The 20,626-nt window shown below is 54.6% G+C and carries 15 protein-coding genes; 8 read left to right on the top strand and 7 right to left on the bottom strand.

Annotated features, from left to right (window positions below; all coding sequences use genetic code 11):
* Nucleotides 1-90 precede the first annotated feature (90 nt).
* From C1N64_RS09495 to lrp, 4 genes are all read right to left on the bottom strand, one after another.
* Nucleotides 91-1,443 carry a replication-associated recombination protein A gene (locus C1N64_RS09495; RefSeq protein WP_394515504.1) on the bottom strand — a complete coding sequence of 451 codons (1,353 nt, stop codon included), beginning with the start codon at nt 1,441-1,443 and terminating at the stop codon, nt 91-93.
* A 7-nt stretch (nt 1,444-1,450) separates the two neighbouring features.
* A complete protein-coding gene (lolA, locus tag C1N64_RS09490) occupies nt 1,451-2,062 on the bottom strand; it encodes an outer membrane lipoprotein chaperone LolA (protein ID WP_006118612.1) in 612 nt (203 codons plus the stop codon).
* Nucleotides 2,063-2,244: 182 nt separating this feature from the next.
* The gene (locus tag C1N64_RS09485) at nt 2,245-5,709 is read right to left on the bottom strand and encodes a DNA translocase FtsK 4TM domain-containing protein (protein WP_394515448.1); all 3,465 of its coding nucleotides are present in this window, start codon (nt 5,707-5,709) and stop codon (nt 2,245-2,247) included.
* A 118-nt stretch (nt 5,710-5,827) separates the two neighbouring features.
* Complete coding sequence (gene lrp / locus C1N64_RS09480) at nt 5,828-6,322, bottom strand: leucine-responsive transcriptional regulator Lrp (RefSeq protein ID WP_006118610.1); 495 nt, start codon at nt 6,320-6,322, stop codon at nt 5,828-5,830.
* Nucleotides 6,323-6,846: 524 nt separating this feature from the next.
* Between lrp and trxB the strand changes: the two genes are divergently transcribed.
* The 5 genes from trxB (at nt 6,847) to infA (ending at nt 12,736) form a co-directional block, all read left to right on the top strand.
* Entirely contained in the window at nt 6,847-7,815 is a 969-nt protein-coding gene (gene trxB, locus C1N64_RS09475) for a thioredoxin-disulfide reductase (RefSeq protein WP_033737645.1), read from the top strand.
* 135 nt (nt 7,816-7,950) lie between these two features.
* The gene (cydD, locus tag C1N64_RS09470; RefSeq protein WP_164483096.1) at nt 7,951-9,717 is read left to right on the top strand and encodes a heme ABC transporter permease/ATP-binding protein CydD; all 1,767 of its coding nucleotides are present in this window, start codon (nt 7,951-7,953) and stop codon (nt 9,715-9,717) included.
* On the top strand, nt 9,717-11,447 hold the full coding sequence (cydC, locus tag C1N64_RS09465) for a heme ABC transporter ATP-binding protein/permease CydC (RefSeq protein WP_205954414.1): 1,731 nt from the start codon (nt 9,717-9,719) through the stop codon (nt 11,445-11,447). The genes cydD and cydC overlap by 1 nt, the downstream gene beginning before the upstream one ends.
* A 33-nt stretch (nt 11,448-11,480) precedes the next feature.
* Nucleotides 11,481-12,173 carry a leucyl/phenylalanyl-tRNA--protein transferase gene (aat, locus tag C1N64_RS09460; RefSeq protein ID WP_394515447.1) on the top strand — a complete coding sequence of 231 codons (693 nt, stop codon included), beginning with the start codon at nt 11,481-11,483 and terminating at the stop codon, nt 12,171-12,173.
* Nucleotides 12,174-12,517: 344 nt separating this feature from the next.
* Nucleotides 12,518-12,736: a translation initiation factor IF-1 gene (gene infA, locus C1N64_RS09455; RefSeq protein WP_002211347.1), complete on the top strand. Its 219-nt coding sequence runs from the start codon at nt 12,518-12,520 to the stop codon at nt 12,734-12,736.
* 90 nt (nt 12,737-12,826) lie between these two features.
* Here the strand turns inward: infA and clpA are convergent, their stop codons facing one another.
* Complete coding sequence (gene clpA, locus C1N64_RS09450; protein WP_394515446.1) at nt 12,827-15,103, bottom strand: ATP-dependent Clp protease ATP-binding subunit ClpA; 2,277 nt, start codon at nt 15,101-15,103, stop codon at nt 12,827-12,829.
* 53 nt (nt 15,104-15,156) lie between these two features.
* Nucleotides 15,157-15,477 (bottom strand): ATP-dependent Clp protease adapter ClpS, encoded by a 321-nt coding sequence (gene clpS / locus C1N64_RS09445; protein ID WP_006118604.1) that lies wholly within the window; start codon nt 15,475-15,477, stop codon nt 15,157-15,159.
* 318 nt (nt 15,478-15,795) lie between these two features.
* On the opposite strand from clpS, the gene cspD reads away from it, so the two are divergent.
* Nucleotides 15,796-16,020, top strand: a complete 225-nt coding sequence (cspD, locus tag C1N64_RS09440; RefSeq protein WP_006118603.1) for a cold shock-like protein CspD — start codon at nt 15,796-15,798, stop codon at nt 16,018-16,020.
* A 67-nt stretch (nt 16,021-16,087) separates the two neighbouring features.
* Here the strand turns inward: cspD and C1N64_RS09435 are convergent, their stop codons facing one another.
* Nucleotides 16,088-17,737, bottom strand: coding sequence for a DUF2813 domain-containing protein (locus tag C1N64_RS09435; protein WP_394515445.1), 1,650 nt, complete (start codon nt 17,735-17,737; stop codon nt 16,088-16,090).
* 135 nt (nt 17,738-17,872) lie between these two features.
* Here C1N64_RS09435 and C1N64_RS09430 point away from each other — a divergent pair, with 135 nt between their 5' ends.
* Together C1N64_RS09430 and poxB are read left to right on the top strand one after the other, a co-directional pair.
* A complete protein-coding gene (locus C1N64_RS09430) occupies nt 17,873-18,772 on the top strand; it encodes a lysine exporter LysO family protein (RefSeq protein WP_033737650.1) in 900 nt (299 codons plus the stop codon).
* A gap of 123 nt (nt 18,773-18,895) precedes the next feature.
* Nucleotides 18,896-20,617: a ubiquinone-dependent pyruvate dehydrogenase gene (poxB, locus tag C1N64_RS09425; RefSeq protein ID WP_033737651.1), complete on the top strand. Its 1,722-nt coding sequence runs from the start codon at nt 18,896-18,898 to the stop codon at nt 20,615-20,617.
* Nucleotides 20,618-20,626: the final 9 nt, after the last annotated feature.

The following is a 20,626-nucleotide window of genomic DNA, read 5'->3' as shown; positions in this document are numbered from 1 at the left end:
CTTATCCTGTGTATTTATGAGTTAAAAGAAGGGGACGCACTCCCGCTGGAATGCGTTGAAAACATTGACCACATTACCGCAACGTCTGTTTCAGCGGTAGCGTTTTGTCGGGCTATTTTGATCGAGTTCAGTCAGCCAGGCCAGCTTTTCGCCAATTTTGCCTTCAAGACCGCGTTGAGTGGGATGATAGTAACGCGTTCGCGCCATTTCGGGTGGGAAATAGACTTCACCCGCAGCATAGGCATTAGTTTCGTCATGCGCATAGCGATAGCTTTCGCCCAGCCCCATCTCTTTCATTAGCTTCGTGGGGGCATTGCGCAAATGATCGGGAACATCGAAATCTGGATGGTCGCGTGCATCACGCATCGCCGCCTTAAACGCGTTATAGACGGCGTTACTTTTTGGCGCACAGGCGAGATAGACAATGGCCTGCGCAATCGCTCGCTCCCCTTCTGCCGGACCAACCCGGGTGAAACAGTCCCAGGCCGCGATAGCCACCTGCATGCCTCGTGGATCGGCATTGCCGACGTCTTCAGACGCAATGGCCAGTAACCGACGCGCGACATACAGCGGATCGCCACCGGCGGTAATAATACGAGCGTACCAGTATAGGGCGGCATCCGGTGCCGATCCCCGGACGGATTTATGCAAGGCAGAAATCAGGTCATAAAAGCGATCGCCTTTATTATCGAACCGGGCAGACCGTTCCCCCGCCACTTCGGTCAGCAACTGGGGCGTCAGCTCGCGTTTGCCTGTGCCGTCGGTTTCGGCCATATCGGCCATATCGGCCATCATTTCCAGCGTATTCAGAGCACGACGTGCATCGCCGTTGACCAGTTCCGCAATCATACGCCGCGTATTGTCAGGTAACAGGATATCGCTGTTGCCATAACCCCGACTGGCATCCTGCATCGCCTGGTCAAGCACCTGCTCAATATCTTCTGTGGTCAGGGATTTAAGTAAATAGACACGAGCACGTGACAGCAGTGCGGAGTTAAGCTCAAAGCTGGGATTTTCTGTCGTGGCACCGATAAACGTGATAGTGCCGTCTTCAATATGGGGAAGAAACGCATCCTGCTGACTTTTGTTGAAGCGATGGACTTCATCTACAAACAGGATAGTGCGGCGGCCCGCCTGCTTGCTCAGCCTTGCGCGTTCAATGGCTTCACGAATCTCTTTGACACCAGAGGTGACCGCAGAAATACGCTCAACGTCCGCATTGCCATAGTGAGCGATAATCTCGGCCAGCGTTGTTTTTCCTGTCCCTGGCGGTCCCCAGAGAATCATGGAGTGCAGGTGCCCCGCTTCGATCGCGCGCGGCAACGGTTTACCCGCAGCCAGCAGGTGCTGCTGTCCAATGTATTGCTTCAGGGTTGCTGGCCGCATACGCGCGGCCAGCGGTTTAAAATCTTCACTGGAAAAATCCAGGGACAGGTTACCCACTACCACCTCACTGACGTTGGTCATCCACCGTGACGCCTTTTGGCGGGGTGAATGTGAATTTATCCGGGCTAATCGGGCCGTTTTTCTGGCTCTTTAGCTGGTAGTTACTGCGCTGCCCATCCTGCTCGACGGCGCTAAACTGATTAATGGTGCCATCTGGCGTCACATCAATCGTGAACTGCTTGAGGTTGCCATCGCTTTTCTTCGGCGTCAGTTCAAATTTGTCACCCTGCTGTTTTACGTTGTATTGCTGCCAGTCACTGGCCTGGTTACGGGCAATCAACATAAACGGTGTATTGCTGGTCGCATTCTTTAACAGGCTGACCGTAGCTTGTTCAACAAACGGGTTATAGAACCATAACGATTTCCCGTCAGAAATAATGATGCTCTCGTCGGGTGCGGTCATATGCCAGTTAAACAGGCTGGGGCGCTTAACCCAGAGCTCGCCTTCACCCTCCTGCACGTTGGCACCGCTGCCATCGGTCACCTTTTGAGTAAAGCTGGCGTGGAAGCTGTTAACTTTATTAAGGCGCTGTTGCAGGTCGCTCGACGCATCGGCGAGAACGTTGGCTGACCCCAAAGCGGCCAGCAGGCCTAAGGCGATTACGCGTAATTTCATCTGCTTAAATCCTTATTAAATCGTTTCCCGTTGATCACGTGACTAAGCCTGGTCGCTGTCCTGCGTTTAATACAGGAGAAAAAACCGAAACACTAATCAACTATGGGGGTTAACCGCTAAAAAACAATGAGCCAGTGGAAACTGGCTCAGTGTTTTGTGTTTCAAAGCTTATCGTTCAGGCTTTACATATCATGGGGTGGTGGAGAGAGCACTTCACGGTTACCGTTGTGGCCCGGTGACGAGACGATGCCCTGTGCTTCCATCTGTTCAATGATGCGCGCAGCACGGTTATAACCGATACGGAACTGACGCTGTACGCCCGAAATCGAGGCGCGTCGCTTATCCACCACAAAGGCAACAGCCTGATCGAACAACGGATCGAGTTCTTCATCGCTGTCAATGCCGCCCCCGCCTTCACTTTCTTCGCCCGCCGTAATGCTTTCAATATATTGCGGACGCCCGCGCGCTTTCCAGTCCTGCACGACAGCATGTACTTCCTGATCGCGCACAAAGGCACCGTGAACACGCACCGGCATTGATGAGTTGGGCGGCATGTAAAGCATATCGCCCATCCCCAGTAACGATTCTGCACCGCCCTGATCAAGGATGGTTCGCGAGTCAATTTTACTTGAGACAGTAAACGCGATACGGGTAGGAATGTTGGCTTTGATGAGGCCGGTAATGACGTCAACTGACGGACGCTGGGTTGCCAGAACAAGGTGGATTCCCGCCGCACGCGCTTTCTGTGCAAGACGTGCAATCAGTTCTTCCACTTTCTTACCGACAGCCATCATCAAATCGGCGAACTCATCCACCATCACCACGATGTAAGGCAGTTTTTCCAGCACTGGCGGCGTCATATCCATGCTGTCGCCTGGCTTCCAGAACGGATCGGGAATCGGCCGCCCCATTGCATCCGCCTGCGCCACTTTTTCGTTGTAGCCGGCCAGATTACGTACACCCAACGCCGACATCAGCTTATAGCGACGCTCCATCTCACCGACACTCCAGCGCAGCGCGTTCGCCGCATCTTTCATATCGGTCACGACTTCGGTAAGCAGATGCGGAATGCCTTCGTAAACGGAAAGCTCGAGCATCTTGGGGTCAATCATAATAAAGCGCACATCTTCCGGCGTGGCTTTATACAGCATGCTGAGGATCATCGCATTCACGCCGACGGACTTACCGGAACCGGTTGTACCCGCTACCAGTAAGTGTGGCATTTTAGCCAGATCGGCGACGACTGGCTGGCCGGCAATATCTTTACCCAGCACCACAGACAGCGGCGAGGGATTGTCACGGAATTTTGGACAATCCAGCACTTCACGCAGGTAAACGGTCTGGCGATGTCGGTTGGGTAATTCCAGACCAACATAGGGTTTGCCAGGGATCACTTCAACCACACGCACTGCCGTAGTCGACAGGGAGCGGGCCAAATCGCGTGACAGGTTAGAGATACGCGCCGCTTTCACGCCCGGCGCGAGATCCAGTTCAAAACGGGTAATCACAGGTCCTGGCGAAATGCCCACCACCTCGGCCTTGACGCGGTAGTCACCCAGACGCGCTTCAACCAGTCTTGCTGTCTGCTCAAGGGCGAACATATCAACCGGTTCTTCCTCTTCCGGCGGCGCGGTCAGGAGATCGAGTGACGGTAAGGGTGTAGAAGGTTTTTCCAGTGGCTGCTCGTGACGCATCAGGAAGGGGTGAATCAGGCTGTCATGCACGGATGGCTTCGCCTCCGTGACCGGCTCCGGCTGCTGCGCAGGCGCGGCAAAATGATCGGCCGCAAAGGTCTGGGCCGATTCTACACGCTGAGCCGCAGGCTGTTCTGGTGCAGCCTGAACGTGCTGCCAGGGCTCATGTTGTGGCGCGACCTCGCTGACGTCCGGCGATGCTGCAATGGTGAACAGCGGCTCGACAGGGCCATCGTCGACCAGGTCCTTCATTGGGGAGAAATCGAAGGCCGCTGACGTATCCAGATTGAAAACGGGTGCATTGTCTTCAGGCACCGTTTCATAGCGCTGTTGCTGCTGCTGTGCGAACTGACGCGCCAGCGAGGCCTGCTGCAATGCCAGCTCATCGTCCTCGTGCGCGTCGTCCTGCTGCCAGCTTTCGCCATAGCGTTGCTGCTGCTCTGACTGGAACGCCTGACGCAACTCTGCCTGTTGCAGCGCATCCTGCTCCTCTGCTGACCAGTCAGTGAGTGACGTATCTTCTTTCGTAGGTTGTGATGACGGCAGTTCAGCACGTTTGGCTTTTTCTTCCGCCATACGCTGTGAAGGCAGTTTAATACCGTACGAGGCCAGCTCACGTCGGGTAGGCAGTTTAACCGGATTAGGCCGCGGCAGCGCCGGACCAATCCCCTGTTTCACCTGTGGATTCGACACCGTTTCAGGGACAGGTTCAAACAGCGGTGAGGATGCTGACGATGCTGCGGTTGCCGCAGCACCGGCGACGGCAGCGCTGTTCAGCGAGGCTGCCGACGTAGCTTCACGCCAGTTCCCCATTTTGGGTTCGTCATCCTCATAAGCGGTAAAGTGCGGGGCAGCCGCCGGTGCATCGTCCGGTAACTCAAAGCGGTAGCGCGGCGGTTCAGTGAGAGGCTTCTCCTGTGACACCGGCTCGCGCGGTGCAATGTGCGTCATCACCGGGGCAGGATGAGGCGATGCCGCAACAGGCGAAACAGGTTCAGGCGTCGCTGCAACCTGTTCAGGCTCAGGTGAAGCTGATGGCGCACTGACAGGCGTTGCCGCCATTGTTGCGGCAGCAGGCTGCGCAGGTGCTGTGGCAGTAGCCTGAGCGGTTGCCGTCGGTGTCGTGGTCGCAGATACTTCGGCTGTGGCCGCAACAGCGGCGCGGGTGGCGGTGGCGGCCCTGGCTAACAGTGGATCATGCGCATCCAGATCGGGCTGCGCCTTACGCGGCGCGGTTAGCAATACGTCATCGTCGTCGTCCGTCTGAGCATGAAGGACGGGCGCGCTCTCGTGATAATCGTCTGCTTCGTCCTCTTCATGCCAGGGTTCATCATGACGTGAGCGGTTGCTGGCGAATGTCAGCACGCCCATGACCACGCCACCGATTCTTTCCGCAATGGTTAACCATGACCAGCCCGTATACAGCGTGATCCCTGCGGCCCAGATGCAGAGCAAAGTCAGTGTGCCACCTGCCGGACTGAACCAGGGTGAAATGGCATTACTGACGAGGCTGCCAATGACGCCTCCGGAAGCGAAATACCAGATGTCGTCCGCGTTGAGCGCGGCCATCCCACAGGTGGTGACGACCAGGGCCAGGACACCGATTAAGCGTAAACCAATGGCAAAGTAGTCCACATAATCCTGGTTATCCCGCTGGCGAAACGCTATCCAGCACAGCCCCAGTATGACCGGCGGAATGGCATAGGCCATCACACCAAAGATGAAAAGCAACGTATCAGCCAGCCATGCGCCGACTGTGCCACCCATGTTATGGATAGGTTCATGCCAGGCCGTTTGCGACCAGCTCGGATCGGAAGGATTAAAGCTGACCAGGGAAACCATCAGGTAGATGGCGAACAATGCCACCAAAATAAGTAACGCTTCCAGCAGACGGCGTCCGCTGCTCAGCGACTGTAACGAAACGTCTTTATCTTCTGTGTATTCCTGGCTCAAGAGATCTCTCCAGGTGCCTGTAAAGTAAGAAACAACAGCGTCGGGCTCACCCGACGCTGGTCCTGTATGTATTCACAGGAGTGTACCGAAATTTCCCAGGCTTTGCACCTGCCACGCATCAGCGCGTTTTGATCACCAGACGATTGCTCTGTTTGACCTCTTCCATCACCACATAAGTACGCGTGTCGTTTACGCCTGGCAGGCGCAGCAAGGTTTCACCCAGCAGCTTGCGGTAAGCGGACATATCAGGCACGCGCGTTTTAAGCAGGTAGTCGAAATCACCAGAAACCAGGTGACACTCTTGAGTTTCCTCAAGTTTTTGCACAGCGGCGTTAAATTGCTCAAACACATCAGGTGCGCCACGATTCAGAGTAATCTCAACAAATACCAGTAATGAAGCATCCAGGTAGTGAGGGTTGAGTTGCGCAGTATAGCCAAGGATGAATCCCTGGCGTTCAAGACGGCGTACACGCTCAAGACAAGGTGTAGGAGATAATCCTACACGTTTGGAAAGTTCCACGTTTGAGATGCGACCGTCTTTCTGCAATTCATTGAGAATGTTTCTGTCGATCCTGTCGAGATCCTTACCGGGGCGTTTCTTATTATCTACCATTATTATTGTCTCTCTTCATTCCTTCCCTTTACCTGCCATCCCCTGAAAACGGTCATTGTTCGGGGCATTTTTGAAGTGAAATAACGGCGTCTGAGCGCATTCGTACCTATTTGTATGACGCATGCTGTCTGTCCACCGCATGCGTCATGACCAATATCAGACGATAAAATTCGTTCGGTACTCTGCCCAAAACCCGGCGGCAACACCCGTTTTGTTCAGACTAAGTTATTCGCTTCTCACACTGTTTTCGCAAATGCGCAGGCGATTGTCAAAGTAAAATGTCTAAATTCAGGACAAGATGCCAGACACTTCGCTGGGTCACTGTTTTTAAATGAGTATTTTCGTGCGATGGTGGTCTGTAAACTGAATTTTTGCCCCCTTTTGGCACAGGAGGCAGGCGAAAAAGCCATTCATCGTCTACGCCGTTTGCAGCAATCGCTAACAAAAGTGCGCAAGTGTTGTCATTGCTACGGCATATTCCCTACAATCGCAGGTTATGTCAGGTGAATAAAACTGAGGAACGCATGAGTACGGCTAAACACAGTAAGTTGCTCATTTTGGGCTCTGGTCCGGCAGGTTATACCGCGGCCGTCTATGCTGCACGCGCCAATTTGAATCCAGTACTGATTACCGGGCTGGAAAAAGGCGGTCAGCTGACCACCACGACGGAAGTGGAAAACTGGCCGGGCGACCCGCATGATCTGACAGGTCCCTCGCTGATGGAACGTATGCATGAGCATGCCGAGAAATTTAACACGGAAATTATTTTCGATCATATTCATACGGTCGATCTGCAGAACCGTCCCTTCCGTCTGACCGGTGACAGTGGCGAATATACTGCCGATGCGCTGATTATTGCCACGGGTGCATCAGCACGCTATCTGGGCTTACCGTCGGAAGACGCTTTTAAAGGCAAAGGCGTTTCGGCCTGTGCGACCTGTGATGGTTTCTTCTACCGCAACCAAAAAGTCGCCGTTATCGGTGGCGGAAATACCGCGGTTGAAGAAGCACTTTATCTGGCGAATATCGCCTCTGAAGTGCATTTAATTCACCGCCGCGACAGCTTCCGCGCAGAGAAAATCCTTATTGACCGCCTGATGGAAAAAGTCAGCAACGGCAATATCGTGTTGCATACACACAGAACGCTGGAAGAAGTGGTCGGCGATCAGATGGGCGTGACGGGCCTGACGCTACGTTCAACGCTGAATACCGAAGAGACCGAAACGCTGGATGTTGCCGGCCTGTTTGTTGCTATCGGACACAGCCCGAATACGGCGATTTTCGATGGTCAGCTGGCGCTGGAAAACGGCTACATCAAGGTACAGTCCGGCCTGCATGGTAATGCCACGCAAACCAGTATCCCTGGCGTGTTTGCCGCGGGTGACGTCATGGACCATATCTACCGTCAGGCCATTACCTCTGCCGGTACCGGTTGTATGGCTGCGTTAGATGCAGAGCGTTATCTTGACGGATTGGTTAAGAACGATAAGTAAGTTGTTAATAACCTGATCTTAATTGTTTGAGGCGACTGTTTTTCAGTCGCCTTTTTTATTATCACCATGCTAAATTCAGGCGCCGGGTGTGAGGACCAGCCTCATTTCATTTGTCTTTGCCACATTGGGTTTCGCATGAATAAATCGCGTCAGCAGCATCTTACTCGTTGGCTTCGTCAACAGTGTCATCATGCTGGCCCCTGGTTGCGCGTTACGTCGTTGCTGGGCTGCGCTGGCGCGCTTCTGATTATCATGCAGGCATGGCTTTTAGCGTCGCTCCTGCAGGCGCTGATTATTGACAGGCATTCTCCAGCCTCCCTTTTGTCCTCATTTTCACTTCTGATCCTGTGCTTTGTTCTGCGCGCCGCGCTGAATTATGCCCGGGAGCAGGCTGGATTTCGTGCCGGGCAGGCCATCCGTCAGGCTTTGCGTAAACAGGTGCTGGATCGTCTGGCAGCGTTGGGTCCGGCCTGGATACAGGGCAAGCCCGCCGGCAGTTGGGCAACGTTACTGCTTGAGCAAACCGAGGATATGCAGGCCTATTACGCGCGTTATTTGCCGCAGATGACGCTGGCGGCGGTCATTCCCTGTTGCATATTGCTCACCCTGTTTCCGTTAAACTGGGCGGCAGGTCTGATCCTGTTCGCGACCGCGCCGTTGATCCCGCTTTTTATGGCCCTGGTCGGCATGGGCGCGGCCGAGGCTAATCGCCGTAACTTTGTGGCGCTCGCACGCCTGAGTGGCAACTTTCTGGATCGCTTGCGTGGTCGGGAAACCCTGCGTCTGTTTCATCGGGCAGACGCCGAAAAACAGGCGATTGCTGACGCCACGACGGATTTCCGTCAACGGACGATGGAGGTTCTGCGTCTGGCCTTTCTTTCTTCGTCAGTACTGGAATTTTTTGCGTCACTGTCCATCGCCGTTGTCGCCGTTTATTTTGGCTTTTCCTATTTGGGCGAACTGCACTTTGGTGATTATGGCCGCGGCGTGACGCTGTTTGCCGGCTTCCTGGTGCTGATTCTGGCCCCGGAATTTTTTCAGCCTCTGCGCGATTTGGGCACATTCTACCATGCTAAAGCGCAGGCAATTGGCGGTGCCGATGCGCTTGAACGCTTTATGCAGGAAACGCCAGAGGCCGAAAACGCATCCGCCAGCGACGCCTTTAGCGCAACGGCGCCAGTAGAGCTGGTGGCAGAAAATCTGACGGTGCACGCGCCCAATGGCCATCGGCTCTGCGGCCCGCTCACCTTCACCCTGCGCACAGGCACGCGCGTCGCGCTGGTGGGCAAAAGCGGTGCAGGCAAAACCGCACTGTTAAATGCCCTGCTGGGCTTTTTACCCTATCAGGGATCGCTGAAAGTTAACGGTATTGAACTTCACCGTATCGCACGCCATGACTGGCATCGGCATCTTGCCTGGGTCGGCCAGAATCCCCAGCTACCCGCCGCAACGTTACGGGACAATATCATCATGGATGCGCCGCACGATCCCGCACGGCTAAGTGCCTTAATCGCATCATGTGGGATCGATGAATTTCTTTCCCGACTGCCTGCCGGACTGGATACCGAACCGGGGGATGCCAGTCATCACTTATCGGTCGGTCAGGCACAGCGCATTGCCGTAGCCCGCGCGCTGTATAAACCCGCCCAGTTATTGTTACTGGATGAGCCCGCTGCCAGCCTGGACAGTCAAAGTGAACATCATGTGATGCAGGCATTAAATCAGGCGGCCACGCGCCAGACGACACTGATGATCACCCACCAAATTGATCTGCTTCAGACATGGGATGCGATCTGGGTAATGCAGGCCGGTCAGATCGTACAGCAGGGCGACTGGCAGACGCTGACTGCGTCCGGTCCGTTCAGTGATTTATTACAACACCGGCAACAGGAGATTTTCTGATGACGGCTCTGCGTCCCTTTCTGCGGCTATGGCTGCGTCATCCCTTCCGCCTGACGTCAGGGATCGTGCTGGCGATTGTCACGCTGTTAGCCAGTATCGGCTTGCTCACGTTGTCGGGCTGGTTTCTGGCCGCCTCTTCTGTAGCCGGTGTGGCTGGTCTGTACAGTTTCAACTATATGCTTCCCGCCGCTGGCGTGCGCGGCGCAGCGATTACCCGTACCGCCGCCCGGTATTTTGAGCGCTTAGTAAGTCACGACGCAACGTTTCGGGTTTTACAGCATCTGCGCGTCTTCACGTTTAGCCGCCTGATTGCGCTTTCTCCCGGCCAGCTCGCGCTCTTTCGTCAGGCCGATCTGCTTAATCGTTTTGTTGGTGATGTGGATACGCTGGATCATCTCTATTTGCGGGTCCTCTCGCCGCTGCTGGGCGCGTTTATCGTTATCGTCGTGGTAACAGCCGGCCTCAGCCTGATTGATCTGCACCTGGCGCTGGTGCTGGGCGGCATTCTGCTTACGCTGCTCTGCCTTTTTCCCCCGCTGTTCTATCGTCTGGGCGCGCCCACCGGCATCGCGATTGCCCGGCAGCGATCGCGCTGGCGAGAGCAGTTAATGCACTGGCTGGCGGGACAGGCAGAACTGACACTGTATGGTAACGCTACCCGCTGGCGGGCCAGGCTGGACGAAGATGAGCAGCAGTGGCAGGACGCACAACGTCAGCAGGAGCGTTTACAGGCGCTGGCGCAAAGTCTGCTGCTGTTATGCAGTGGCCTCACTGTTACTGCCCTGCTCTGGCTGAGCGCAACAAGCATTGCGCAGCAGCAACTGCCCGGACCGCTCATTGCCCTGGTGGTGTTTTGTGCCCTGGCAGCTTTTGAAGCACTGGCGCCGATCGCGAGCGCCTTTTTGCCCCTGTCTCAGGTAATCACGGCAGCACAACGCGTCAATGACGTTATCGATCAGTCGCCTGCCATCCTCTTTCCATCCACAAGCACGGTTCCCGCCGGTGCGCTGCAACTCAGGATTGACGCGCTGGATTTCCGTTATCCGGGACGACCAGAAAAGGTGTTGGATCAGTTTTCACTGACGATGAAAGCCGGTGAACGTATTGCCCTTCTCGGCCCCACAGGCTGCGGCAAGTCCACCTTGCTTGGGCTGCTCACCCGCGCCTGGGAGGCGCAACAGGGCGAAATCGTATTGAACAGCGTACCGCTTGCGGACTGGGATGAAGCCCAACTTCGTCAGCGCATCAGCGTAGTCACCCAGCGCGTCCATGTGTTTAGTCAGACGCTACGGGACAATTTGTTGCTGGCCTGCCCCACCGCCAGTGATGCAATGCTTGAAAATGCACTGGTGCAAACCGGGCTTCAGGGCCTGCTGGAAAATGAAGAAGGGCTTAATGCCTGGCTGGGTGAAGGCGGCCGTCCGCTGTCGGGTGGAGAGCTACGCCGCCTGGCCATCGCCCGGGCGATGTTACACAACGGCGACTTATGGCTTCTGGACGAGCCGACTGAAGGACTTGATGCCACCACCGAGCAGCAGATTCTCGCCCTTCTGCAGCAGATCACCACGGGTAAAACGGTCATTATGGTAACGCATCGTCTGCGCGGCCTGGCGCAAATGGACCGAATTTGCCTTATGGACAGCGGTAAGATCGTCGAGCAGGGAAATCATTCTGAATTAGTCGCAAAAGGTGGACGTTACTGGCGTTTCCAGCAGCGCTTTGCGCTATAGTGCTGAGCAAACGCTGAGAGGTACATTACCGCGATGAGACTGATTCAACTGTCACAAGAGTCGTTGCGCTTTCCGCCACCGGAAACCGCGCTGCGCGAGCCGAACGGCCTGCTGGCGATGGGCGGCGATCTCTCCCCTGCACGCCTGCTGAGTGCCTATCAGCAGGGTATTTTTCCCTGGTTCTCGCCCGGCGATCCGATTTTGTGGTGGTCACCCGATCCGCGAGCGGTGTTATTCCCGACGCAGTTCCATCTCAGTCGCAGTATGAAGCGGTTTCATCAGCAGTCACCTTATCGGGTGACGATGAATGAGGCCTTTGGCGATGTCGTTGACGGCTGTGCCCTGGGCCGCGAAGAAGGTACATGGATTACGTTTGAAGTGAAACGCGCCTGGCAGAAGCTCTATGAACTGGGCCACGCGCATTCGATTGAAGTCTGGCGCGATCAAACCCTTGCAGGTGGCATGTACGGTCTGGCGTTGGGACAAATCTTTTGCGGCGAATCGATGTTCAGCCTGCAACCCAATGCGTCAAAAACGGCCTTACTGGTATTCTGTCAGCATTTTATTAAGCACGGGGGCCAGTTAGTGGATTGTCAGATACTTAACCCCCATACCGCTTCGCTGGGAGCGGTTGAGATTGCACGCGATCGTTACCTTGAGCAGGTAAAAAACCTGGCATCCCTGGCCGTTGACAGCGGCTGCTGGCGTAATCAAACCCTTTTTTAAAAGTTGCGTAGATGTTTTGCACACATAAAGTCGGTTAAGTGATATAATAGCCAGGTTTGGTATGTCGTCCGCGCTTGGTTTTCAAGCCGGAATTGCCAGGCTGGGAATCTCATCGCACTCTCGGAACTGTTTCAATCGTGCGCGTGTTACCGGTTGATTCAGATTCTTAGCCCGCTAATCCCCCGCAGACGTCACATAAACACCCGAATTTAACCGACATGCTCGCGTTGACACGCGAAGCACGGCGATGCGTTGGCTTTATTGCCGACGGTTCTTTACATAACTTGTTGAATTGGGCATTATCTTGCCGATTCAACTGAAAGGTAGTACACCCAGAGGATTCGATGGCCAAAGAAGACAATATTGAAATGCAAGGTACCGTACTGGATACGTTACCTAACACCATGTTCCGCGTAGAACTTGAGAACGGACACGTGGTTACCGCTCATATCTCCGGTAAAATGCGTAAAAACTACATCCGCATCCTGACGGGCGACAAAGTGACTGTCGAGCTGACCCCGTACGACCTGAGCAAAGGCCGCATTGTCTTCCGTAGTCGCTGAGTTGCGTTGATGCTGCTGCCTGCGTGCGCGCAGGCGGACAAAAAAAAGGCCGGATTTTATCCGGCCTTTTCTCGTTCTGTGAAACGGTGCTTAGTGCACCGTCCCTTCCGTTTTGCGTTTTTGCGCGCTGAGGAAGTGGTAGGTCAGTTGCCCCTTCTCTTTATCCAGCGCAACGGAAACCGATCCCCCGTCGACCAGAGAACCAAACAGCAGTTCGTTCGCCAGCGGTTTCTTCAGGCTTTCCTGCACGGTACGTGCCATTGGACGGGCACCCATCGCTTTGTCATAGCCCTTCTCTGCCAGCCAGTCACGCGCTTCGTCACTGACTTCCAGCGAAACGCCTTTCGCATCCAGCTGCGCCTGCAGTTCAACAATAAACTTGTCGACCACCTGGTGAATGACGTCCGTTGACAGGTGGCTGAACCAGATAATGTTGTCCAGACGGTTACGGAATTCAGGCGTAAAGATTTTCTTAATCTCTTCCATTGCATCCGTACTGTTGTCCTGATGAATCAGGCCAATAGATTTACGCTCAGTTTCACGCACGCCGGCGTTGGTGGTCATCACCAGCACCACGTTACGGAAGTCCGCTTTGCGACCGTTGTTATCAGTCAGCATGCCGTTGTCCATGACCTGCAACAACAGGTTGAACACGTCCGGATGCGCTTTCTCAATTTCATCCAGCAGCACAACGGCGTGAGGATGTTTGATCACCGCATCGGTCAGCAAACCGCCCTGATCGAAACCGACATAGCCGGGAGGCGCACCAATCAGACGGCTGACGGTGTGACGTTCCATATATTCGGACATGTCGAAGCGCAGCAGTTCGATGCCCAGCGCTTTAGCTAACTGGACGGTCACTTCGGTTTTACCCACACCGGTAGGACCGGCAAACAGGAACGACCCTACCGGCTTGCGATCCTGACCCAGACCTGCGCGGCTCATCTTGATGGCTTCAGTCAATGCCTCAATGGCATTATCCTGACCGAAGACCAGCATTTTCAGACGGTCGCCCAGATTTTTCAGCGTATCGCGATCGGTTGCTGACACACTTTGCTCCGGAATACGGGCAATACGCGCCACCACCGTTTCAATGTCCGCCACATTCACCGTTTTCTTACGTTTGCTGGCAGGCATCAGGCGCGCACGGGCACCGGCTTCATCAATGACGTCGATAGCCTTATCCGGCAAATGACGATCGTTGATGTATTTCACCGCCAGCTCCACCGCCGCGCGCACGGCTTTCGCGGTGTAACGTACATCATGGTGCGCTTCGTATTTGGTTTTCAGACCATTAAGAATCTGCACCGTCTCTTCAACAGAGGGCTCGGTAATGTCAATTTTCTGGAAACGACGCGCCAGGGCACGATCTTTCTCAAAAATATTGCTGAATTCCTGATACGTGGTTGATCCCATCACGCGGATTTTGCCACTGGAGAGCAGCGGCTTAATCAGGTTAGCGGCATCCACCTGTCCACCCGATGCGGCGCCCGCACCGATAATGGTGTGAATTTCATCAATAAACAGGATGCTGGAGTTATCTTGCTCAAGCTGTTTCAGCAACGCTTTAAAACGTTTTTCAAAGTCACCACGGTACTTGGTGCCCGCCAGCAGCGAACCAATGTCCAGCGAGTAAATGGTGCAGTCCTTCATCACCTCTGGCACGTCGCCCTGAACGATTCGCCAGGCTAATCCTTCCGCAATCGCGGTTTTACCGACGCCCGACTCACCCACCAGCAGGGGGTTATTTTTACGGCGACGACACAGAACCTGAATCGTACGTTCCAGCTCTTTGTCGCGGCCAATCAGCGGATCAATGCCGCCAACGCGAGCAAGCTGATTAAGATTGGTGGTGAAGTTTTCCATACGTTCCTCCCCGCCTGCTTGCTCTTCGTTAACCTGATTTTCAGCACCAGGTGCCTGGCCCGGTTCGTCTTTGCGCGTACCGTGAGAGATGAAGTTCACCACATCGAGGCGGCTGACTTCGTGTTTGCGCAGCAGATACGCTGCCTGGGATTCTTGTTCGCTGAAGATGGCGACCAAAACATTCGCGCCATTGACTTCGCTGCGTCCGGATGACTGAACGTGGAACACGGCGCGTTGCAACACGCGCTGGAAGCTGAGCGTCGGTTGCGTATCGCGCTCCTCTTCACTGGCGGGCAGCACAGGCGTGGTTTGTTCAATGAAGGCTTCAAGCTCCTGCCGCAGAGCCACAATGTCCACCGTACAGGCTTCCAGTGCCTCTCTTGCCGACGGGTTACTGAGCAATGCCAGTAACAAATGCTCGACGGTCATAAACTCATGACGGTGCTCACGCGCTCTGGCGAAAGCCATGTTTAAACTGAGTTCCAGTTCTTGATTGAGCATTAGGCACCTCCTCCAGTTAATCGCTCTGACCTGCTTCCTGTATGGAGAGAGGCTCAGGCTTTTTCAAGCGTACACAGCAACGGATGATGATTGTCCCGCGCGTAATTGTTCACCTGTGCCGCTTTCGTCTCAGCGACTTCTGCGGTAAATACACCACAGATGGCTTTACCGTGGTAGTGAACTTTCAGCATCAGTTGCGTTGCACGTTCAATATCATAAGAAAAGAACTTTTGCAGAACGTCAATAACAAATTCCATAGGTGTATAATCGTCATTATTCAGAATGACTTTATACATCGAAGGTGGCTTTAACTCTTCGCGTACTTTACCTTCGGCTAAGTGTTCGAAATTTAGCCAGTCTTTAGTGTTTGCCATAGTGTTCCGTTGTGAGTCAGTACGTCATCATCAAACCCGGTGTCATCTGTAGAGTTTAACACGTGTGTCAAGTGCACTGCCGCTAATGAATCGGTCAGCCAAAAATTCGTTACGCGACCTGTATCACAAAATTTCAAATAGCGTTAACTACCTCAAATTTTAATGATTTTCTCCCCACCTGGCCCGATGGTTTGCTTGACGATCGCGGCGATTTTTCTACATTCTAGCTTCACAAGCTGATTGAGTTTTAATCAAACCCGACTCACAGCTTACGTCACCTCACCTACTTATAAAATGTCTTGCGAGGGAAGTAAAAGCATGGAGACAGGTACCGTTAAATGGTTCAATAACGCCAAAGGTTTCGGCTTTATCTGTCCAATCGGGGGCGGCGAAGATATCTTCGCACACTACTCAACAATACAGATGGATGGTTACAGGACGTTAAAAGCGGGCCAGCAGGTCCATTTTGACGTTCATCAAGGCCCGAAGGGCAACCATGCCAGTCTTATTGTACCCGTAGAAGCGCAGCAGGCCGTGGCCTGACATCCCCGACGTTGGACCGCTCCGTCAAAAATGCCAGCCTGATGCGCTGGCATTTTTACTTTATGCCTTAACCCGCCTTCCCCTGCGCCAGTTGGATGACGCGAACAAACATCTCTTGCAGACAGGTCGGAACAGACGCGGTTCCGCGTTCTGCGGCCGCCATAGCGACCGTGATGGCCAGTTCCGGTTTTGATGCGCGATGAATCGCTTTGGTAATAATACGCCTGGAATTAACAGGCACGTTTAACGGCAGATGCGCTGCCGCATGGTAAACCTCGCTAAAGCCGTTGTTGTAGAGGAACTGTTCCATATCGGCCGCCGGAAGCTGGGTCAGATGATGCTTTTCATTATCATGCGGCTGAAGCTGGCTGCGCGCCGTGGCGGCATATTTTTTTCCTGCCATGTCGCCATCCGTCAGGACATGCCAGGCGATGCCCATGCGTCGGGCAAATTTCAGCAACGGTTTCAGACCTGACTGCGCATATTCAATGACTTTTATCCCTTCTGCCGCGAAGTGATAACCGCATTGTCGTGCCATCTGATTGATAATCCAGACTTCGGTTTCACCTTCCACCAGCAACCAGCAACGGGCAAACAACGCTGAGGGGCGGTTAACACGAATATGAAAGCCGATGCGACGGCTGTCTTCTGCACTCAATCCTTCAGGCCCGATGCGCCACGCCGCCACGCGCGTGGGTTCGCGTACCAGTCGACACACATCCTCTACCGCCACCTGCGACAATAACTCGCCCGAGTTGGTCGTGGCAATCTTCTGCAACGGCAGCAGCGCAAGCAAGTTCCAGGCCACCGAAAGCATGATGGGATGCAGTCGTGTTTCCGGATCTTCAATTAACAACAGCGGTCGCGCACCCGGGAGCAACGGCTCATTGCCCCTTGCCTGCATCAGTAAGCTAAACATCCGCAGCAAAATCAGCTGGCGGCTGCGCACATCGGTCGCAGCAATCAGATGATTAAGCTGATCCAGCGAACGCCAGCCCTCAACGCCATCCCGTGACTGTGGATCGACGCGGAACGCCTGGCTCCCGTGATCCGGATGCTGCACCAGAAAATAGTGCTCCATCAGTTGCTGTAGCGTTTGCACGCCCTGACGCAGGACCGCATCGCTCAACTGTTGGGGATGACGGTCCAGATCGCGCGTCAGGTTATCCAGCTCCTGCGTCAGCTGATTTAATGTCGTCAGACGTTCATCCACCCGGCTGGCAACGGGACGCAGGCGGCGGCTAAAACGCGCATCGCGCAGGCGTAATACCGGATTCATACGCAGGAGAACATCGATCGCCTCAGCCGTTCCCGCTTCTGGCAACACCTGGCCCTCGCTGTCGATAAAGCGTCGCGAGGATCGAATCTGGCCAGCGTGTCGTCTGGCCTGGATGCTGTAACGCAGATAGCGTTGTCCGGGTATCGCGCCTAGCCAGAAAGGCGCAAGTGGTCCGCTGGTTTCTGCCTCATCCTCACGAAAATGAAAAACCACAGACAGGCGATGCACCTGGTCGTCCCTGTCGCCAGGCGTAAAATGAAAATCGTCAGACGTAAAAACATACTCGCGCGTGTGCGGTGACAGCAGCAGACTCAGTGCATCCAGCAGACTGGATTTCCCCCAGGCATTTTCGCCGATCAACAGGTTAATGCGCGTTAACGGAAGAGAAAGCTGATTAATGCCGCGAAATCCCCGGATATCGATATGTTCCAGATTCATAGCGCTTTATCCTCTGAGCTGACCGAAGAAGGGAACGCGTTGCTCTGGCGGTCAGGTGACTTTACCGTCAGGGTTTACTCCCCTGTGCTTTTTCGTTAGCGTAGCGTCAATTTTAACATGGACGATCTTTTCATTATGTATTCAGGACTGTTACTGATTCTCCTCCCGCTCTTCGCTGGCTGGCTGTTACCCGTCCGGCAGGCCAGGTTTCTCAAGGCGGTAAATCGTCTGCTGGGCTGGATGGTCTATGTCATTCTGTTTTTTATGGGCATCAGCCTGGCTTTTCTGGACAACCTTAGCAGCAATCTGATCACCGTTTTTTATACGGCATCCGTCGCTGCGGGCTGTATTTTACTGTGCAACCTGCTGGCATTGCGCTGGCTGGAACAGCGGATGCCCTGGCAACATCATCATAAACAGCAAAAACTGCCGTCACGTTTACATATGGCGCTGGAATCGCTGACGTTGTGCGGCGTCGTAGTCCTCGGCTTTGCGCTGGGCCTTACGCAATGGCCCTGGCTGCACCATGCATCCGCAGCCAGTGAATATGCCTTGATCTTCCTGCTCTTGCTGGTCGGTATTCAACTGCGCGGCAGCGGCATGACGCTGCGCCAGATTATCCTGAATCGCCGGGGGATGACGATTGCCTGTGTCGTCCTGCTGAGTGGCTTACTGGGCGGCATTATAGCGGCGCTGATACTGGGGCTCCCCCTTAAAACCGGCCTGGCACTCGCCAGTGGCTTTGGCTGGTATTCCCTTTCCGGCATTCTGATGACAGAAGCCTTTGGGCCAGTGATCGGCAGTGCCGCGTTTTTTAATGACCTGCTGCGAGAGCTTATCGCCATTATGCTGATTCCCGCGCTGATCGCCCGCCACCGCAGCAGCGCGCTGGGCTTGTGCGGCGCGACGTCAATGGATTTTACCCTGCCCGTTTTACAACGTGCAGGCGGTACCGATATTGTGCCGGCGGCGATCGTGCATGGATTTATTATGAGCCTGGCCGCGCCCGTGCTTATTGCGCTGTTCTCAGCCTGAGCGCGAAATTCAACTTTTGATGCAATTTTTTACGGTAGAGTTGAATGACTCTCGTCTACGCTTCTTGGTAGCTGTTTAATTCTGCCCTCCCCGGGATGGCAACGAATGACCAAGGAGATGAAGATGAAACAAACCGTCGCGGCGCTGGTGGCCAAAACGCTGGAAAACGCCGGTGTAAAACGTATTTGGGGCGTCACAGGTGACTCGTTAAACGGACTCACTGACAGTCTGAACAAAATGGGCACCATTGAGTGGATGCCTACCCGCCATGAAGAAGTGGCAGCTTTTGCTGCGGGTGCGGAAGCGCATGCCAGTGGCACGCTTGCGGTCTGCGCGGGTTCCTGTGGGCCAGGTAACCTGCATCTGATTAACGGGCTGTTCGACTGCCACCGAAATCGCGTTCCGGTACTGGCCATTGCCGCCCACATCCCCTCCAGTGAGATCGGCAGCGGTTACTTCCAGGAAACGCATCCACAAGAGTTGTTTCGCGAGTGCAGTCACTATTGCGAACTGGTCTCCAATCCCGAGCAGTTGCCCCAGGTATTGGGCATTGCCATGCGCAAAGCGATTCTGAACCGTGGGGTTTCCGTGGTGGTGCTGCCGGGCGATGTGGCGCTGCAACCCGCTCCCGATGCTGCGCGTGCAGAGTGGTATCCACCGCAGCTACCCGTCGTGTTGCCGTCTGCCGATGAACTGGCGACCCTGACACAAACACTGAATGACGCCCGCAATATTACGCTGATGTGCGGCAGCGGCTGTGCCGGTGCGCATGAGGAAGTGGTGCAACTGGCGGCAACGCTGAAAGCCCCTGTTGTGCATGCGTTGCGCGGCAAAGAGCATATCGAATATGACAACCCGTACGATGTGGGCATGACCGGGCTAATCGGTTTCTCCTCGGGTTATCATGCCATGATGAATGCGGATACGCTGGTGCTGTTGGGTACTCAGTTCCCCTATCGCGCCTTCTACCCTGAGAAAGCCAACATCATTCAAATCGATATTAATCCCGGCAGTCTGGGATCGCACTGTCATGTCGACCAGGCGTACGTCGGTGATGTCAAAACGACGCTGCGCGCGTTGCTGCCGAAGCTGCAGGTGAAAACCGATCAGCATCATCTCGACAGTGCGCTGAAACACTACGCGGAAGCGCGTAAGGATTTGGATGCGCTGGCCACCGCGAACGACAGGCAGCCCATTCACCCGCAGTATCTGGCTCAGCAAATCAGTGAACTGGCTGACGAAGATGCTATTTTTACCTGCGATGTGGGCACGCCGACCGTGTGGGCGGCGCGTTATCTGAAGATGAACGGCAAACGTCGCCTGCTCGGATCGTTTAATCACGGTTCGATGGCGAACGCCATGCCACAGGCGATGGGTGCACAGTCGCTTAACCGGGACCGTCAGGTCGTGGCGCTCTGTGGTGATGGTGGATTCAGCATGCTGATGGGTGATTTTCTGACCGTCGCACAGCTGAAATTGCCTGTCAAACTGGTCATTTTTAACAACAGTTCGCTGGGGTTTGTCGCCATGGAAATGAAAGCGGGCGGCTACCTGACTGACGGGACGGATCTGCATAATCCTGACTTTGCGGCCATTGCCGAGGCCTGCGGCGTGAAAGGTATTCGGGTTGAAAAAGCGTCAGAACTCAATGGCGCACTGGAACAGGCCTTTGCCCATGACGGCCCGGTGCTGGTGGATGTGATCACCGCGAAGGAAGAGCTGGCTATGCCGCCGGAGATCAAGCTGGAACAGGCCAAAGGATTCAGCCTCTATATGCTTCGTGCCATCATCAATGGGCGGGGTGACGAAGTGCTGGAGCTGGCAAAAACCAACTGGCTACGGTAAAACAGAGTG

This window comes from Pantoea sp. SGAir0215 (assembly GCF_043543215.1).
The sequence above is the reverse complement of the archived record's forward strand: the minus strand, read 5'-3'. Positions and strand labels throughout refer to the sequence as shown.

Bases quoted from the DNA above. Each gene is read 5' to 3' on its own strand.
- cydD (WP_164483096.1), top strand. From the start codon at position 7,951: ATGAATAAATCGCGTCAGCAGCATCTTACTCGTTGGCTTCGTCAACAG.
- C1N64_RS09435 (WP_394515445.1), bottom strand. From the start codon at position 17,737: ATGAATCTGGAACATATCGATATCCGGGGATTTCGCGGCATTAATCAG.
- lolA (WP_006118612.1), bottom strand. From the start codon at position 2,062: ATGAAATTACGCGTAATCGCCTTAGGCCTGCTGGCCGCTTTGGGGTCA.
- infA (WP_002211347.1), top strand. From the start codon at position 12,518: ATGGCCAAAGAAGACAATATTGAAATGCAAGGTACCGTACTGGATACG.
- poxB (WP_033737651.1), top strand. From the start codon at position 18,896: ATGAAACAAACCGTCGCGGCGCTGGTGGCCAAAACGCTGGAAAACGCC.
- lrp (WP_006118610.1), bottom strand. From the start codon at position 6,322: ATGGTAGATAATAAGAAACGCCCCGGTAAGGATCTCGACAGGATCGAC.
- trxB (WP_033737645.1), top strand. From the start codon at position 6,847: ATGAGTACGGCTAAACACAGTAAGTTGCTCATTTTGGGCTCTGGTCCG.
- aat (WP_394515447.1), top strand. From the start codon at position 11,481: ATGAGACTGATTCAACTGTCACAAGAGTCGTTGCGCTTTCCGCCACCG.
- cydC (WP_205954414.1), top strand. From the start codon at position 9,717: ATGACGGCTCTGCGTCCCTTTCTGCGGCTATGGCTGCGTCATCCCTTC.
- clpA (WP_394515446.1), bottom strand. From the start codon at position 15,103: ATGCTCAATCAAGAACTGGAACTCAGTTTAAACATGGCTTTCGCCAGA.
- cspD (WP_006118603.1), top strand. From the start codon at position 15,796: ATGGAGACAGGTACCGTTAAATGGTTCAATAACGCCAAAGGTTTCGGC.
- clpS (WP_006118604.1), bottom strand. From the start codon at position 15,477: ATGGCAAACACTAAAGACTGGCTAAATTTCGAACACTTAGCCGAAGGT.
- C1N64_RS09430 (WP_033737650.1), top strand. From the start codon at position 17,873: ATGTATTCAGGACTGTTACTGATTCTCCTCCCGCTCTTCGCTGGCTGG.